General features: G+C 66.8%; 13 protein-coding genes. 5 read left to right on the top strand and 8 right to left on the bottom strand.

The genetic code is table 11. The features are described 5' to 3' along the window. Positions 1-5: 5 nt before the first annotated feature. Positions 6-2,474 carry a DNA gyrase subunit A gene (gyrA, locus tag V8686_RS10055; RefSeq protein ID WP_379703853.1) on the bottom strand — a complete coding sequence of 823 codons (2,469 nt, stop codon included), beginning with the start codon at positions 2,472-2,474 and terminating at the stop codon, positions 6-8. Further along, positions 2,471-4,387: a DNA topoisomerase (ATP-hydrolyzing) subunit B gene (gene gyrB / locus V8686_RS10050; RefSeq protein WP_379703852.1), complete on the bottom strand. Its 1,917-nt coding sequence runs from the start codon at positions 4,385-4,387 to the stop codon at positions 2,471-2,473. Before gyrB ends, gyrA begins: the two co-directional genes overlap by 4 nt. Before the next feature lie 257 nt (positions 4,388-4,644). On the opposite strand from gyrB, the gene V8686_RS10045 reads away from it, so the two are divergent. Genes V8686_RS10045 through V8686_RS10035 form a run of 3 tightly spaced genes read left to right on the top strand, consistent with a single transcriptional unit; the run spans position 4,645 to position 8,662 of the window. Further along, positions 4,645-7,047, top strand: coding sequence for a DNA topoisomerase VI subunit B (locus tag V8686_RS10045; RefSeq protein WP_379703851.1), 2,403 nt, complete (start codon positions 4,645-4,647; stop codon positions 7,045-7,047). Further along, positions 7,044-8,132: a DNA topoisomerase IV subunit A gene (locus tag V8686_RS10040; RefSeq protein ID WP_379703850.1), complete on the top strand. Its 1,089-nt coding sequence runs from the start codon at positions 7,044-7,046 to the stop codon at positions 8,130-8,132. Before V8686_RS10045 ends, V8686_RS10040 begins: the two co-directional genes overlap by 4 nt. A 41-nt stretch (positions 8,133-8,173) precedes the next feature. Beyond that, on the top strand, positions 8,174-8,662 hold the full coding sequence (locus V8686_RS10035; protein ID WP_379703849.1) for a hypothetical protein: 489 nt from the start codon (positions 8,174-8,176) through the stop codon (positions 8,660-8,662). Here the strand turns inward: V8686_RS10035 and V8686_RS10030 are convergent. The 3 genes from V8686_RS10030 to ligA form a co-directional block, all read right to left on the bottom strand. Next, a complete protein-coding gene (locus tag V8686_RS10030; RefSeq protein WP_379703848.1) occupies positions 8,659-9,423 on the bottom strand; it encodes an MBL fold metallo-hydrolase in 765 nt (254 codons plus the stop codon). The two genes, V8686_RS10035 and V8686_RS10030, sit on opposite strands and share 4 nt — an antisense overlap. A gap of 107 nt (positions 9,424-9,530) precedes the next feature. Further along, the gene (locus tag V8686_RS10025; RefSeq protein ID WP_379703847.1) at positions 9,531-11,060 is read right to left on the bottom strand and encodes a vWA domain-containing protein; all 1,530 of its coding nucleotides are present in this window, start codon (positions 11,058-11,060) and stop codon (positions 9,531-9,533) included. 213 nt (positions 11,061-11,273) lie between these two features. After that, entirely contained in the window at positions 11,274-12,929 is a 1,656-nt protein-coding gene (gene ligA, locus V8686_RS10020) for an ATP-dependent DNA ligase LigA (protein WP_379703846.1), read from the bottom strand. A 92-nt stretch (positions 12,930-13,021) separates the two neighbouring features. Between ligA and V8686_RS10015 the strand changes: the two genes are divergently transcribed. Further along, entirely contained in the window at positions 13,022-14,569 is a 1,548-nt protein-coding gene (locus tag V8686_RS10015) for a hypothetical protein (protein WP_379703845.1), read from the top strand. A 58-nt stretch (positions 14,570-14,627) separates the two neighbouring features. Here V8686_RS10015 and psmB read toward each other — a convergent pair whose 3' ends face one another. Continuing rightward, positions 14,628-15,365 carry an archaeal proteasome endopeptidase complex subunit beta gene (gene psmB, locus V8686_RS10010; protein WP_379703844.1) on the bottom strand — a complete coding sequence of 246 codons (738 nt, stop codon included), beginning with the start codon at positions 15,363-15,365 and terminating at the stop codon, positions 14,628-14,630. A 48-nt stretch (positions 15,366-15,413) separates the two neighbouring features. Further along, positions 15,414-15,581 (bottom strand): hypothetical protein, encoded by a 168-nt coding sequence (locus V8686_RS10005; RefSeq protein ID WP_379703843.1) that lies wholly within the window; start codon positions 15,579-15,581, stop codon positions 15,414-15,416. Positions 15,582-15,831: 250 nt separating this feature from the next. Here V8686_RS10005 and V8686_RS10000 point away from each other — a divergent pair, with 250 nt between their 5' ends. Continuing rightward, the gene (locus tag V8686_RS10000) at positions 15,832-16,272 is read left to right on the top strand and encodes a DUF5799 family protein (protein ID WP_379703842.1); all 441 of its coding nucleotides are present in this window, start codon (positions 15,832-15,834) and stop codon (positions 16,270-16,272) included. Between the two features lie 87 nt (positions 16,273-16,359). Here the strand turns inward: V8686_RS10000 and V8686_RS09995 are convergent, their stop codons facing one another. Beyond that, positions 16,360-16,509, bottom strand: coding sequence for a DUF7557 family protein (locus tag V8686_RS09995; protein ID WP_379703841.1), 150 nt, complete (start codon positions 16,507-16,509; stop codon positions 16,360-16,362). Positions 16,510-16,511 lie beyond the last annotated feature (2 nt).

The following is a 16,511-nucleotide window of genomic DNA, read 5'->3' as shown; positions in this document are numbered from 1 at the left end:
GCCGGTCAGGTCTCGGTGTCGGGGTCGTCTCCGTCCGTCCGCTCGGCGGGAATCACCGCTACCGAGGCCACCGAGTCACCGATATCCAGATCCATCACGATGACGCCCATCGTGTTGCGCCCGACGGTCGAGACGTCCTCGACGGGCGTGCGGATGATCTGGCCGTCGGCGCTCATCACGACGAGTTGGTCGCCGGGGCCGACGGCGTCGATGGCACAGGCCGGGCCGTTGCGCTCGTTCGTCTTGATATCGATCAGCCCCTTGCCGTAGCGGGACTGCTGGCGGTAGGCGTCGACCGGGGTGCGCTTGCCGTAGCCGTTGTCGGTCACGGAGAGCACCCAACTGTGTTCGTCGGGGTCGACTGCCGCGAGACCGACGACGTGGTCGTCGGTCTCCAGTTTGATGCCACCGACGCCGCGGGCGTTCCGGCCCATGGGCCGGACCTCGTCCTCGTCGAAGCGGATGCTCATCCCGCCGGCGGTGGCGACGATCAGGTCGTCGTCGCCGTCGGTCAGCTCCACGTCGACGAGGGCGTCGCCCTCCGCGAGACGGATGGCTCGAATCCCCGTCGAGAGGATGTTGCCGAACTCCTCGACAGCGGTGCGTTTCACGCGGCCGCCCTGCGTCGCCATCGTGAGGTACCGACCGGCGCCTTCCTCCAGATTCTCGCAGTCGACGACGGATTCGATCTCCTCACCGTCGTCCAGGTCGAGGAGATTCACCGCCGACTTGCCGCGGGCGGTGCGACCCATCTCGGGGACCTGGTAGGTCTTCAGCTTGTAGACCTGTCCCTGATTGGTGAAACAGAGCAGGTAGTCGTGGGTGTTCGCGAGGAACACCGATGAGACCCGGTCGCCCTCCTTCAGGTCGGCGCCGATGATCCCCTTCCCACCGCGGTTCTGGGGGTCGAACGCCGACAGTGACATGCGCTTGATGTAGTCGTCCTCGCTGACGACGACGAGGGTGTCCTCCTGCGGAATCAGGTCCTCGTCGGTCACCTCTCCGTCGTCCTCGATGATCCGGGTGCGGCGCTCGTCGGCGTACTCGTCTTTGATCTCCCGAAGTTCGTCCTCGATGACGCCGAGGAGTTCGGATTCGTGCTCCAGAATCTCTGTCAGGCGGTCGATGCGAGCCTGCACCTCTTCGTACTCCTCCTCGATGGCGGCCGTCTCCATGGACGTGAGGCTACCGAGTTGCATCGCGACGATGTGGTCGACCTGATCGTCGGAGAAGTCGAAGGCGGCCTTCAGCGCCGCCTTCGCGCCGTCGCGGTCCTCGGCGTCCCGGATGAGTTCGACCACCTCGTCGGCGTGTTCGAGCGCCGTCAGCCGCCCTTCGAGGATGTGTGCGCGGTCCTCGGCCTCTTCGAGGTCGTACTCGCTGCGGCGGCGCACGACCTCGCGGCGGTGATCGAGGTACTCTTCGAGGGTCTCCTTGAGGTCGAGCACCCGCGGTTGGCCGTCGACCAGGGCGAGGTTGATGACGCCGAACGTGGTTTCGAGGTGGGACTCCAGCAACTGGTTCTCGACAACCTCGGGGTTCGCGCCCCGCTTGAGTTCGATCACGATACGGATGCCGTCGCGGTCGGACTCGTCGCGCAGGTCGCGGATGCCGTCGAGTTTTCCCTCGTTCACGTCGTCGGCGATGCGTTCGATCAGCCGCGCCTTGTTCGACTGGTAGGGGAGTTCCGTGACGACGATGCGGTCCTCGCCCGTCTCCAGTTCGGCGCGGACGCGGAGGCGCCCCCGCCCCGTCTTGTACGCCTTGTAGATGGCGTTGCGACCGACGATGTTCGCGCCGGTCGGGAAGTCGGGTGCGACGACGTGCTCCATCAGGTCCTCGACCGTGCAGTCGGGGTTGTTGATGAGGTGGACCGTCGCGTCGATCACCTCGCCGAGGTTGTGCGGCGGGACGTTCGTCGACATCCCGACCGCGATGCCCGAGGAGCCGTTGACGAGGAGGTTCGGGAAGGCCGCGGGCAGCACGTCGGGTTCCTGCTTGCGGCCGTCGTAGTTCGGGGAGAAGTCGACGGTGTCCTTCTCGATATCTTCGAGGAGTTCCTCGGCGATGGGCGACATCCGGGCCTCGGTGTACCGCATGGCTGCCGGCGGATCGCCGTCGATGGAGCCGAAGTTCCCCTGGCCGTCGACGAGGGGAGCCCGCATGGAGAAGTCCTGGGCCATGCGTGCCAGCGCGTCGTAGATGGCGGAGTCGCCGTGCGGGTGGAAGTCACCCATCGTCTCCCCGACCACGGAGGAGGACTTCCGGTGGGAGGCCCGCGAAGTGACGCCCGCCTCGTGCATGGCATAGAGGATACGCCGGTGGACGGGCTTGAGGCCGTCGCGGGCGTCCGGGAGCGCCCGTCCCGCGATGACCGACATCGCGTAGTCGATGTAGGACTGCTCCATCTCCTGTTCGATGCGGGCCGTATCGACCCGCGCGGCCGGCACGTCGGGGGCTGGGTCCGAACTCATATATCCACCCACTCCGCGTCGCCGGCGTGCTCTTTGATGAACTGTTTTCGGGGTTCGACCGCATCGCCCATCAGGATCGAGAACATGCGGTCGGCGGCCGCCGCGTCCTCCAGCGTGATGCGCTTCAGAATCCGGTTCTCGGGGTTCATCGTCGTCTGCCAGAGCTGATCGGGGTTCATCTCACCGAGGCCCTTGAACCGCTGGACCTGATCGGGGTTGCCGTTACACCGCTCCTCGACGATCCGGTCGCGTTCGGCCTCGCTCATCGCGTCGTACGTCTCGCCGCGGTACCGGACCCGATAGAGTGGTGGCTGGGCGGCGTAGACGTATCCGCGTTCCAGCAGGGGCTTCATGTGTCGGTAGAGAAGCGTCAACAGCAGCGTTCGGATGTGCGCGCCGTCCACGTCGGCGTCGGTCATGAGGATGATGCGATGATAGCGCGCGTCGTCGATGTCGAACTCCTCGCCGATGCCCGTCCCGATGGCGGTGATGAGTGCCCGAATCTCGTCGTTCTCCAGAATGCGGTCGAGGCGATGTTTCTCGACGTTGAGGATCTTCCCCTTCAGCGGGAGGATGGCCTGGAACTTCCGATCCCGGCCCTGTTTGGCGCTTCCGCCCGCGCTGTCGCCCTCGACGACGAACAGTTCGGACTCGCTGGGATCTTTCGACTGGCAGTCGGCGAGTTTCCCGGGGAGCGCCGTCGACTCCAGGGCGCTCTTGCGGCGGGTGAGTTCCTCGGCCTTCTTCGCGGCCTGTCGGGCCTTGGCGGCCTCGACTGCCTTGCCGACGATGGCTCGTGCCGTGTCGGGATGTTCCTCGAAGAAGGTCCCGAGATGCTGGTGGACGGCGCTCTCGACGATGCCGCGCACCTCGCTGTTGCCGAGTTTGGTCTTCGTCTGTCCCTCGAACTGCGGGTCGGGGTGTTTGATCGAGATGACGGCGGTCAACCCCTCGCGGACGTCCTCGCCTTTGAGCGTGTCGTCGAGGTCACCGAGGAGGCCGTTGTCCGTCGCGTAGTCGTTGACGACGCGCGTGAGCGCCGTTTTGAACCCCGTGAGGTGGGTGCCGCCCTCGCGAGTGTTGATGTTGTTGGCGAAGGCGTGGATCGAGCCCTGTAGCTCGTCGGTGGCCTGCATCGCCACCTCGACGGAGATACCCTGATCCTCGTCTTCGAAGTAGATCACCTCGTCGTGGAGGGCGCCCTTGGTCTCGTTGAGATACGCGACGAACTCCCGGATGCCACCCTCGTACCGGAACGAGACGGTCTCGCCGTCGCGTTTGTCGGCGAGACCGATCTCCACGCCGGAGTTGAGGAACGCGAGTTCGCGAAGCCGTGTCGACAGCGTATCGAAGGAAAACTCCGTGTGCTCGAAGATGTCGTCGTCCGGCCAGAACCGGACGGTCGTCCCCGTCTCCTCGTCCGGTTCGAGGTCACGGACCCGTTCGAAGCCGTCGGGAACGGGCTCGCCGCGCTCGAAGCGATGGTTCCAGACGGCGCCGTCGCGTTTGATCGTCACCTCCAGTTCCGCGGAGAGGGCGTTGACGACGCTGACACCGACGCCGTGGAGTCCACCGGAGACCTGGTAGGACTTGTTGTCGAACTTCCCGCCGGCGTGGAGGACGGTCATGATCACTTCCACCGCCGGCCGGTCGTACTGTTCGTGGGTGTCCACGGGGATGCCGCGCCCGTTGTCCGAGACACTCACCGAGTCGTCGTCGTGGACGGTCACCTGGATAGCGTCACAGTGGCCCGCCAACGCCTCGTCGATGGCGTTGTCGACGACCTCGTAGACGAGATGGTGGAGGCCGCGGGCGTCCGTCGATCCGATGTACATCGCCGGACGTTTCCGTACGGCCTGGAGCCCCTCCAGAACCTGTATCTGCCCGGCTCCGTACTCTTGTTCGTCAGCCATAGAACCTACCCGCCCTAGACGACCACACCTCTTAAACGCTCGCACGCGTGCGCGCGTCCAAAATTACGATTCCTGCAAACCCAAGTTCAGATGGGATTTCGACAAGGCGAGTTTGGCGTTCACCGCCGCCGCCGCCGGCTATCCGCGCGATACGGGGCGTGGGACCGGATCGAGCCGCTCGGGCGCGCGCCCGCCCGCTTCACTTACACCGCGCTGGCGGTGGCCTTTTAAACGTCGTGCCGGTACGAAGCCCACGGATGACATCGTTCCAGTCGACGCTCGGCGAGGATGGGGGGATCGCCGAGGAGCTGGCCGAGAACCAGCGGGCCATCTCCATCGCCGAGTTCTTCGAGAAGAACAAACACATGCTCGGCTTCGACTCCGGAGCCAGGGGCCTAGTGACCGCCGTCAAGGAGGCGGTGGACAACGCCCTCGACGCCACGGAGGAGGCCGGCATCGCACCGGACATCTACATCGAAATCGCGGAAGCGGGCGACTACTACCGACTGATCGTCGAGGACAACGGGCCGGGGATCACGAAAGAGCAGATTCCCCGCGTCTTCGGTAAACTGCTCTACGGCTCACGGTTTCACGCGCGCGAACAGAGTCGCGGTCAGCAGGGCATCGGCATCTCCGCGGCCGTCCTCTACTCACAGCTCACCTCGGGCAAACCCGCGAAGATCACCAGCCGAACGCAGGGGAGCGCGGACGCGGAGTACTTCGAACTCGTCGTCGACACCGACGACAACGAACCCGAGATCAGGGAGGAACGAACCACCTCGTGGGACCGGCCCCACGGGACGCGGATCGAACTGGAGATGGAGGCGAACATGCGGGCGCGCAATCAACTCCACGACTACGTCAAACACACCGCGGTCGTCAACCCCCACGCCCGGGTCGAACTCCGCGAACCGGGGCTGGACGAGCCGCTGAAGTTCGAGCGGGGCACGGACCAGTTACCCGCCGAGACGGAGGAGATCCGACCCCACCCCCACGGCGTCGAACTCGGGACGCTCCTGAAGATGCTCGACGCGACGGAGTCGTACTCCATCTCGGGGTTCCTACAGGGCGAGTTTACCCGGGTCGGCGGGAAGACGTCGACGAAGGTGTGTGATCGGTTCCGCGACCGCCACTTCGGCCGCGAGATGGCGTGGACGACGCCGAATCCACAGGACGAGGCGGACATCGAAGACGCCGTCCTCGACGCCGTCGCCAACAAGAGCGCCGAAGCGACCGACTGGTTCGCCGAACGGGTCGCCGAGACGGTCGGCGAGCGGGAACGAATCGCCCACCACGGCCTCGTCGAAATCGTCGATAACCTCGCCGACGCTGCCGAAGAGGAGTTCGACGAGACGTTCGGCGAGACGGTCCGGGAGAACGCCGTCGATGCGGTGTGGGCCGAGATCACGCGACCGGACCTCCTGACCGCCTCGCTGTACGAACGCGTCGACGACGCGACCAGCACCCGGAAGGACGACGCGACGGTCGACGGATTGGCCGAACGCCTCGCCGACAAGTTCGCCGAGGACGACGACCCTCGCCACCGGGCGACCGAGGACCGACTCGTCGAGTACGTGAACCGCTCCGCCGACCGGGTCGAGGAAGCCGAGGACGCCACCCTCGGCGACACCGCCCGGGAGAACGTCGTCGAGGCGTGCTGGACGGTCATGCGGACCGTCCCGGACGACCTGCCGAAGGTGAAGGCGGTGGCGGGCGACCGCGATGCCGCCTCCGAACTCCTCGACGCGATGCGGGAGACGGACATCCTCGCGCCGCCGACGGACTGTCTCTCGCCCATCACGGCGGACCTCGTGGAGGCCGGCCTCCGCAAGGAGTTCGACGCCGACTTCTTCGCCGCGGCGACCCGCGACGCCGAAGTCCACGGGGGCGACCCCTTCATCGTGGAGGCCGGCATCGCCTACGGCGGCGACCTGGAGAGCGAGGGCTCGGCCGACGTGATGCGCTTTGCCAACCGCGTCCCCCTCGTCTACCAACGCGGGGCCTGTGCTATCACCGACGTGGTGAAAGACATCGGCTGGCGCAACTACGGCCTCGATCAGCCGGGCGGGCGTGGCCTCCCCTCCGGTCCCGCCGTGATCATGGTTCACGTCGCGTCGACGAACGTCCCCTTCACCAGCGAGTCCAAGGACGCGGTGGCGAACGTCCCCGAAATCGAGGACGAAGTCGAACTCGCCATCCGCGAGGCCGCACGGGAACTGAAATCCTTCCTCAACCGCCGGCGGTCGCTGGAGAAACGCCGACGCAAGCAGGACGTACTCGGCCGCATCCTGCCCGAGATGGCCGACAAGCTCTCGGAGGTGACGGGGCGCGAGCGGCCGAACATCGACGGCGCGCTCGGCCGCATCATGAACAACGTCATCGTCGAGCGGTCGGTGGAGGACGGTACCGTCACGCTCGCGGTGCGGAACCACTCCGACCGGAAGGAGACGCCGGAGCTAACGGATATCGTTTCGGCGGAGCCGACGGCGGTGAGCGACGGCGCGTCCGTCGTCGACCTAGACGGCGAGTGGTTCGTACAGTGGTCCCCGTCGGTGTCGGCGGGCGAGACGGCCGAACTCACCTACGAGGTGGGTAACGGCGCGACCTTCGACGTGGACGTCGAGGGCGTCGAGAGCGAGAAACTCACGGTGAACGCATGAGCTCCCAGGACGAACGCGCACGACAGCAGTTGATCGACCTCGCGGCGGAGTTTTACGACCAGTTCGACCGGGGAGAGGTGCCAAAGATGACCCTCCCCACCCGAACCAAAAGCAACATCGAGTACGACGAGGAAAGCGGCGTGTGGGTCTACGGCGACCGCACGTCGACGCGGTCGGCCAACTCGGTGCGCGGCGCTCGCAAGCTGCTGAAGGCCACCTACACCATCGATTTCCTCGCCCGCCAACTGACGGAGGGGCGCTCCTCCACGCTGCGTGAACTCTACTATCTCTCGGAGTCGTGGGACGCCGACGAAGCGGCCTTCTCCGATCAGGACGAGTCCAACCAGATGATCGAGGACCTCGAGATCGTCTCGGAGGTGACCCGCGAAGACTTCCACATGCGCCCCGAGGAGTCCGGTGCGACGCTGATGGGACCGCTGGAGTTGCGGGAACAGACCCGACGCGGCGAACGCGACATTCACTGTCAGGAGGACGTCGGCGAGGGCGGCTACCAGATCCCGAACAACCCCGACACCATCGAGTTCCTCGATCACGACGTCGACTTCATCCTCTGTGTCGAGACCGGTGGGATGCGGGACCGCCTCGTCGAGAACGGCTTCGACACCGACTACAACGCCCTGATCGTCCACCTGAAGGGACAGCCGGCGCGGGCGACCCGCCGGATCACCAAGCGCCTGCACGACGAACTCGACCTGCCGGTCGTGGTCTTCACCGACGGCGACCCCTGGTCCTACCGCATCTACGGCTCCGTCGCCTACGGGTCGATCAAGAGCGCCCACCTCTCGGAGTATCTCGCGACACCCGAGGCGGAGTTCGTCGGCATCCAGCCGGAGGACATCGTCGAGTACGACCTACCGACCGATCCGCTCGCCGACTCCGACGTGAACGCCCTCGAATCGGAACTCGAGGACCCGCGGTTCACCACCGACTACTGGACGGAGCAGATCGAACTCCAACTCGACATCGGCAAGAAGGCCGAACAGCAGGCGCTCGCCTCCCGCGGCCTCGACTTCGTCACCGACGAGTACCTGCCGACCCGCCTGTCGGAGATGGGCGTCCTGTAGCCCAGAGCACACTTATTTCACTCGGCGGCGTAGCGGTCGGTATGACGTTCGACACCGACCTCGGCCGCCTTCGCCACCTCACCGAGGCGCCGCTTCGCGCCCTCAAGTGGTCGTTCTGGTGGCTCCGCAAGACCTTCTTCTCGAAGCCCAAGCCGGAGAATCCCGCCGTCGTCGTCGACATGGGCGAGTCGGCGGCGGAGGCGTTTCTCGGCACGCACTTCTTCGAGCCGGGGTGGGAGATGTCCTATCATTACCACAACGAAGTCGTGAACGTGCGCCGGGTCCGGTATCTCGACGACCATCCGTCCGGCCTCCACTGGTGGCAGACCCACGTCCGGGGGTACGCCCATCCGGACGGCCTCGAACTGACGGCCCATCTCGAACCCGAACCCGCCGAACACCCGGATGCACATCTCGACGGCGAGTTCATCGACGTGCCGCGAGGGAACGCGACGCTGGTGGGACTGCTACGGGAGGCCGACGTCGAGTTCCGACGGATCGGCAACTGGCCCGCGGAGCCGGCCGACTAAGCCCAGCCCTCGTCGAGGACGACGGGCACGCCGCGGCCGGCCACGTCGGCCGCGAAGGCCGCCGAATCGGCCTGCAAAAACGCCTGCGTGTCGTAGTGAATGGGGAGGACCAGATCCGGATCGAGCCGGTCCGCGAGCCCGGCGGCCTCCTCGCGGTTCATGCACACCGACCCCGAGATGTTCGCGAGAAACAGCGACACGTCGAGGCCGTCGTGGAACGGGAGGACGTCGGTGTCGCCGGGCCAGAGGATCGACACGTCGTCGACGACGAACCGGTAGCCGACGCCGAACCCCTCGGGGTGGGTGACCGACCCGTCCGGGTTCGCCCGCGGGCCGTCCGGGTCGTTGTACGCCGGGAGGCTCCGCACCGGGACGCCGGCCGCCTCGACGCGCGCTCGCTCCCCGATCCGAACGAGGTCGTACCCCTCCTCGGCCGCGAGCGTCTCCGGCGAGGGTGGTCGCCCCGCACGCTCGGCGTCCACGCCCTCGTAGACGACGAGTGTGGCGTCCGGGGCCGCGACCCGTCGGATCCCGTCCGGATCGTAGTGGTGGTCGTGAGTGACCAGGACCACGTCGCCGTCGCGGGCGTCGTAGGCGGGGCCGGCAGGGTGTCGGGTGTCGATACCTGCGGGCGGGCCCCAGTCGCCGGTCAACACGCCGTACCGGCCGGGATCGATGTAGACGACCGTCTCGCCGTCGTCGACGCGGGCGGTGGCGTAGCCGAGCCAGCGAACGCGGAGGCCGTCGTGACGGATGGTCATACGGTCACTACGTGACGGTGACGAAAAAGGTCGGGGCGGCGTGACGCGAAGCACCCGACTGCGTCCTCGTGGATCCGATGCTGTCCCGCCGTGGGCGGACCGCCGCGCTATGCGCCGCCGTCGACCTGTTCGCTGTTCATGCCGCCGCCGTCGTTGTGGCGGCACTGCTCGGTGTAGAACCCGAGGTCGAACGTCGCACTGTCGGACTGCACTTCGTTGCCGTGGTCGACCGGGAGCCACCACGCGAAACCGACGTAGTGGACGGCACCCTGTCCGTCGAAACAGTCCCGTCCAGTGCCGCCAGCCTGTCCGGCCGGAACGTTGCCTTCCAGTGGGACGCCTTGACCGTCCGGGTCCTCCAGCGCGGTCAGCGCCTCGCGGAGCGACCCCTGGAAGAACACCTCCTCGCCGCTCGTGATCCGGCCACCGATTCCGCTGAAGACGCCCGAAATGTCGGTTTCGCCCGAGATGAACGCGAACTGGTCGTCGTCGGTGATCGACCCGTCGTCGATCTTCGGCGGGCTGGAGATGTCTTCCATCAGGTTCTCGTCGGCCCCGGTTCCGTAGGCGATGGTGTAAATCGTCGTTCCCGCGTCCTTCGCAGCTGTGGCCTCCGACCGCCCGGTCGACGACTGGCCGTTACCCAGTACGACCAGGACCTTGTTCACGCCGGAGCGAGCACCGCGAGTGTCGTCGGTCAGGAGGTTCTGCCCCGCGTCGATCCCGGCGCCGACGTTGGTAGTGCCGCCGGCGCTCAGACTGTCGATGTCGCTTTTCGTCTGGGACTTCGACGTCGTCAGATCCGAGACGGCACCCGCACCGGAGGAGAACTGAACCAGTCCGACGTTGACGTCGTCCCCGACCGTGTCGACGAGCGTCTTGGCCCCCGCCTTCGCGTTGTCGAGTTTGGAGCCACCCATCGATCCGGACGTGTCCATGACGATGACGACGTCCGCGGTGCCGCCGGCACCGCCGCTTCCCGACTGCAGGTTGTCGCCGTCGTCGTACCAGAGCGCGGTCTGCACCTCGTCGAGGAGTTCGACGGTCCCGGGTTCTTCGTCGGGATCGTCGGCCTCCGCTTCGTTCGTGCCGTTCTCGGACGCGCTCCGCAGCCCCCCGTTCATCCAGACGTACCCCGGGTTGTCACACAGCGAGAACGCGAACGTAACTTCCCCGAAGTCGCCCGGCTTGACGTCGTCGAGGTCGACGATGACCGGGCTCTGATCGGCCGAGTCCGGCAGCACCGTACACCCGTTCATCGTGCCCGCGTCGTCGAACGTGTCCGTTCCGTTCGGGAACTGATCGGTTTCGGTGTTGTTCAGGAACTGTCGCGCGTCGGCCGTACTGTTGACGCTGATGAGCGAGGAATCCTGGGTGGGCAGGCCCACGGGCTGGTCGTTGCCCATGGTGACGTCACCTTCCAGTCCGTCGTCCTCGTCGTCGGACCAGTCGGAGTAGTGCTCCTCCCAGCCGACGTGCATGTCCAGCGTCCCCGCGACGAGCCGGTTGTTCTCGAACGTCTCCTGATCGCTGAAGTACGCGGACGTTCCGAGTCCGGCGCCGGCCGACGCCACGCCGATGGTGCCGAGTGCGGCTAGTGCCTTCCGCCGTGAGAGGGTGAAATCTTCGTCTGTCATGTGTTGTCTGGGGTCGATGTCATCCGGACGAATCGCCCCATAGTCAACTACTGGACAGGAAGGTGGCTTAGCTATTGCATCGTTAGCGCCGTCGACGAACGGGTTACGGGTCGGTTAGCGCCAGTAACTGGCGATTAATCGACGACCCGTGAGAGGTTGCTGAACACGACACGTACGTCGAGTCGTCGCCGGCCGGGGAAGTCGACACCTCCGTCAGTCTGCCAGCCGCTCGATCCGCGCGAGCGAGTCGGCGTCTGCGGGCGCTTTGTCCTCGCGGACGGCGACGAACCGCGGGAACCGTAGGGCGTATCCCGAGCCGTACGTGGGGGACGCCTGAATTTCCTCGTAGCCAACCTCGAAGACCACCGACGGTTCGATGTCGACTTCGGTGCCGTCCTGTCGGCGGATCAGCGGTTCCAACCGGTCGCTCAACTCGGCCAGACGCTCGTCGGTGATACCCGTCGCCACCTTCCCGATGGTGGCGAAGTCGTCGGGGCCCCCCTCGACGCGCGCGGACAACAGGAAGGTCCCGAGGTGGTTCGCCCGTCGCCCCTCCCCCCACTCGGCACCCGTGACGACGAGGTCCAGGGTCTCGACGTCGGGTTTGCGCTTCAGCCAGTTCCGTCCCCGTTTGCCCGGCGTGTACGTCGAGTCGGGGTTTTTCAGCATGATCCCCTCGTGGCCCGCGTCCAGCGCGGCGGCCTCGTGGTCGGCGATTTCCGCCGGGTCGTCCGAGAGCAGAAGCGGCGAGACGGCCGTCTCGAGGGCGTCCGTCAGGCGCGCCCGCCGGTCGCGGAGGGGGGCGTCGAGCAGGTCGGTGCCGTCGACGTGGAGACAGTCGAAAGCACGGAGTTCGACGGCCACCTCCTCGCGCATCCGTGCCACGTCGTGCTTGCGCCGGAAGCGACGAAGCACCTCCTGGAAGGGGAGCGGGTCGCCCACCTCGTCGACGGCGAGGGCTTCGCCGTCGAGGATGATTGGCACGTCCACCGCCGCCTCGACGAACTCGACGAGTTCGGGGAGTGCGTCGGTTACCTCGGCCATGTTGCGGGAGAAGACGGCCGTCTCGCCCGACGGATCGTGGTGAACCTGCACCCGCGCCCCGTCGTACTTGGTCTCGACGGCCACCGCGTCCCACGCCTCGACGGCGTCGACGGCCGTCCCCGTCTGGGCGAGCATGGCCCGCACGGGCCGCCCGACGGAGAGGTCGAAGTCGTCGAGACCCCCCGCTCCGTCGTCCCGAGCGCGGACCGCCACGGCGCCGTAGTCGTTCGTCACTTGCAGCGCGCGTTCGACGGCGTCGACCGGCACGTCGAACGCCTCCGCGACGGCGTCCCTGATCGTCCCCTCGCCGACGCCGATGCGCATCTCCGAGAGGACGATCCGAGCCAGATACCGGGCGGCGACCGGGGTGGCCCGGTTGAACAGGCCAAAGAGTGCGTCCACCTTCCGGTCCTGGCTGCCCGACCCGTCGGCGGCCGCCAGCGTCCGCAGGCGGTCGTTCACCTCGGCGACCGTGAGCGGGTCGGGACCGGCGGAACCGAAGGCGGCGAGCCCTCGTTGTCCGCTCAGATCGAGCGACTCCGCGACGGCACCGATCTCCCCCGCCTCGGCGAGCGCGTCGGCCACGTCGGCGGCAGTGACGTTCGGCCCGGCAGCCCGAGCGAGCGCTTCGTGACAGAGGCTCGGCCCCACGTCGAGGGTCGTCGAATCCCAGGCGGGGACGACGCGACCCAGGAGGAGTCGGACGACGACGGGGAGGTCGTCCCCGGCGTCGGCGAGCAGCGTCGCCACTAGCGACGTGATCTCCAGATCCGCCGTCTCGGCCTCGACGGCGTCGACCCGGTCGGCGAAGTCGGCGAAGTCCATCGAATCGAGGTCGGACCGCGGGGTGGTTAAGCGCGACGGGTTCGACCGACGGAGTCATCGGATTCAAGACGATGTGTGGTGCAGAGGAGGGTATGAACGGTGACCTGGCGACGCGGGTACGGGGCGTCCTCGACGTGGACGTCTCGGAGTTCCGTGCGCAGGCGCAGGCGGATGCGGAGGTGGTCAAGGCCGAACTGAGGGACGGGACGTTCGACAACCACCGCGCCCTCGTCGGTCTGGAGTACGAGTTCTACGCCGTCGCCGACGGCCGGTGGCGACAGGACGGCGACGACGACGACGCGGGATCGGAACTCGTCCGCGTCCCCCGTCGACTGCTCGAACTCATCCGCTTCGAGAAGGAACTCGGCTTGCACAACGCCGAGATGACGACGAGTCCCCAACCGCTGAACGCCGAGGGACTCAAGGCACAGGCCGCAGGCGTGCGCTCCCATCTCTCTTCGGCGCTGCAGACGACCCGTATCGAAGGGATGCGACTCGTCAGCGACGGCCTCTGGACCATCCCGCCCTCGGGGGAGACGGCCCGCCGGTATCTGACCGACAGCATCTGTGATCGAGGGGTTCGGATCGCCACCAACATGACCGACGCGGTGCGGTATCACGCGATGGCCAACGGACCGAACGCACCGACGCCCTTCGTCCTCGAGGCGCCCCACGTCAGCCTCGAAGCCGACACCGTGATGCCCGAGAGCCTGATCACGTCGATCCAGCCCCACTACCAGGTGCCCCACGCCTCCGATCTGCCGACCTACCACAACTACGCCCTGCGGATCGCCGGTCCCTTGCTGGCCCTCGGCGGTAACTCGCCGTTTTTCCCACCGGACCTCTACGACGACGGCGTCGACCCCGAGACGGTCGTCGAGGACGCACGCGCGGAGAACCGCATCTACGTCTTCGAGTCCGTCCTCAACACCGAGGATGCGGAGAAGGTGCGCTTTCCCCGCGACCTCGACACCGTCGAGGAAGCCGTCGACCGCGTCGCCACGGATCCGACCGTCGTCCCCATGCCGGTCGACAAGGGTGACCGGTTCGACGACAAGTTCGCGACGCTCCGTCGCAAGCACGGCACGTTCTGGCGGTGGGTGCGACCGGTGTTCGACGGCGCCGACCGCTCCTCGGCGAACGCCCGCATCGAGTTTCGGCCCATCGCCGCCCAGCCGACCGTCCGCGACTCCACCGCCTTCCTGGCGACGTTCGCGGGCCTGATGGAGAGCCTCCCCCGGCACGAACACCCGGTGATCGGCCAGGACTGGTCGGTCGCCGAGGAGAACTTCTACCGTGCAGCGCGAAACGGCGCCGCGAGCGAGCAACGCTGGATCACCAACGACGGCCAGGAGACGACCGATCCCGACGTCGTCTACGACGACCTGCTCTCCCACGCCGTGGCGGGACTCCAGTCCGCGGGCTGTTCGACCGAGGAAGCCGAATCCTACGTCGCGCCCCTGCGGGCACGGGTCGACTCGGGCGTCACGCCGGCCCGCTGGAAGCGCGCCCGGGTTCGTGCCCACGTCGACGACGGCGCCGACCTGGCGTCGGCTATCCCGGCGATGCAGCGCGCCTACGTGACGAACCAGACGGAGACGTTGCTCGATGGCTGCTTTGCGGACTGGCCCGGCCAGTAAGCGGACCGCTGACCGGTCGAAAAGACGAAACGAACGCGGAGCGGGTCCCGAGCGCCGGTTACAGCAGCGACTCGAAGTCCTTGTGTTTCGTGATGTCGACGCCCTCGTCGGTGACGGCGGCGACGTTGATGCCGTTACCGGACGCCAGGTCGCGTTCGACCGCGCTCTGGATGGCGTGGGCGGCGACGGACGTCGCCTCGTCCATCGACAGCCCCGCGTCGTACTCCTGTTCGAGGACACCGAGGGCGTACTGGCTGCCCGATCCGGAGACGGCGTAGTCCTCTTCCATCATGCCGCCGAGAGGGTCGAGGCTGTAGACGTGGGCGCCGTCCTCGTCGACGCCGCCGAGGAGGGGCGAGACGATGAAGAAGGCTCCCGAGCGCAGGAAGTTGCTCGTGAGCGTCGAGAGCGCCTCCATGCTCATGTCCTTGCTACGACGGGTCTCGTAGAGACTCGTCTCGGAGCGGAGCGAGCGGATGAGCGACTGGGCGGCCGACACCGATCCGGCGATGGTGAGCGCCGCGTTCGGGTGGATCTGCTCGACCTTCTGGACGTCCTTGCTGGAGACCATCCGGCCCGCGCTCGCGCGCATGTCCGTCGCCATCACGACGCCGTTCTCGGTGGAGAGTCCGACGGTCGTCGTGCCGGTTTTCATCTCTTTGTCCTCGTCCTCGGCCGCGGCGAGACGCTCGTCGGTGTTCGTGAACTCGCCGATTTCCGGGCCGAACACCGGCCGGTCGCCGCCGTCGAGACGCTCCTGTGTCCGTGAAAAGTCCTGATTCGTCGGGGTACGCATCACCTGCCCTTGCGGGGGCGCGCTGATAAATGCAACCCTTCCCGACGCTCACTCGGCGTTCTCGTAGGCCTCACCCGCCGCGGCCACGAGGTTACCGAACGGTACTTGGACGCCGAGACGCCCGGCCAGCAGGGCGAGCGGCATCAACACGATGCCGGCCACGAGGGTGGCCTGATACACGGTGAACACGCCAGCACGGTACAGTGAGTCGATCATCTGCGTAGCCGTGGCTGGAGCGGTCGCAGTATATAAGCTTTCCTGCTCGCTTCGCGGGGTTATCCCGCCGCTGTCCCTCGATTAGTCGCGCCACCGTCCTCGCGCCGGCGCTCGATCGGTGTCCCACGAAATCCGACTATCCCGGGGATGCGGTATCGCCGTCCCACGCGTAAGTTATGCGTGTGATCGGAGCCACATACGCGCGCCGGAGTGGGAAACCCTGATACGTGGTCTCGTCGTAGGGGGGGTCATGTCGAACTGGACCGACAGGATCGTCAGCGACCGGATGGCCGTCGACCGGGAGTTCAGCGATCGGGTCCGGGCCTCGGAGTTCACGAACCAAGAGTGGGGGCTGATCATGACCGCCATCGAGTTCGAAATCGAGCATCCGGAGGACCCGGAACGAGCGCGTATCGTCCCCGACACCGAGAACCTGCCACAGATGATGCCCGAACTGGAGAAGGTGACACAGGGGATGGGTCCCGGCGGTTCCGGCGGCACCGGTGGGGACAGCGGCACCGGCGTCCTCGACGCCATCCGGGGCGCCCTCGGGATGGGCGACGGGAACGAGGAGGAACGGCTCGACGCCGCCGAACGACTCGTCGGCGAGTACGCCGACGCGCTTCAGGCACACCTCGAAGCCAACGACAAGTGGGCGGAGGTCCGCGACGCGTACCGCGACGGGGAGTGAGCGCCCGGACGGATCGGCGGAAGTCGTTTCCGGTGAGTCGCCGGCACGCGACGGCGACCCACCGGGACACAGTTACACGATACCGTCTCAGACCTCGTCGCCGCCGTGGAAGAGCGTCAGCTCCTCGGCCTCGTAGATGTTGATGAGTTCGGTGATGAGCTCGTCGTACTCCTCGTCTTCCTGCCGGAGTCCGTCGAGACGGTCGAGGGTCTCGTCGTCGAGGTGGATCTGGGGCATAC

It is taken from the genome of Haloplanus litoreus (assembly GCF_045690335.1).
GTDB classification, from domain to species: Archaea; Halobacteriota; Halobacteria; order Halobacteriales; family Haloferacaceae; genus Haloplanus; species Haloplanus litoreus.
Note: the sequence above shows the minus strand (reverse complement) of the source record. Positions and strands in the feature narration are given on the sequence as shown.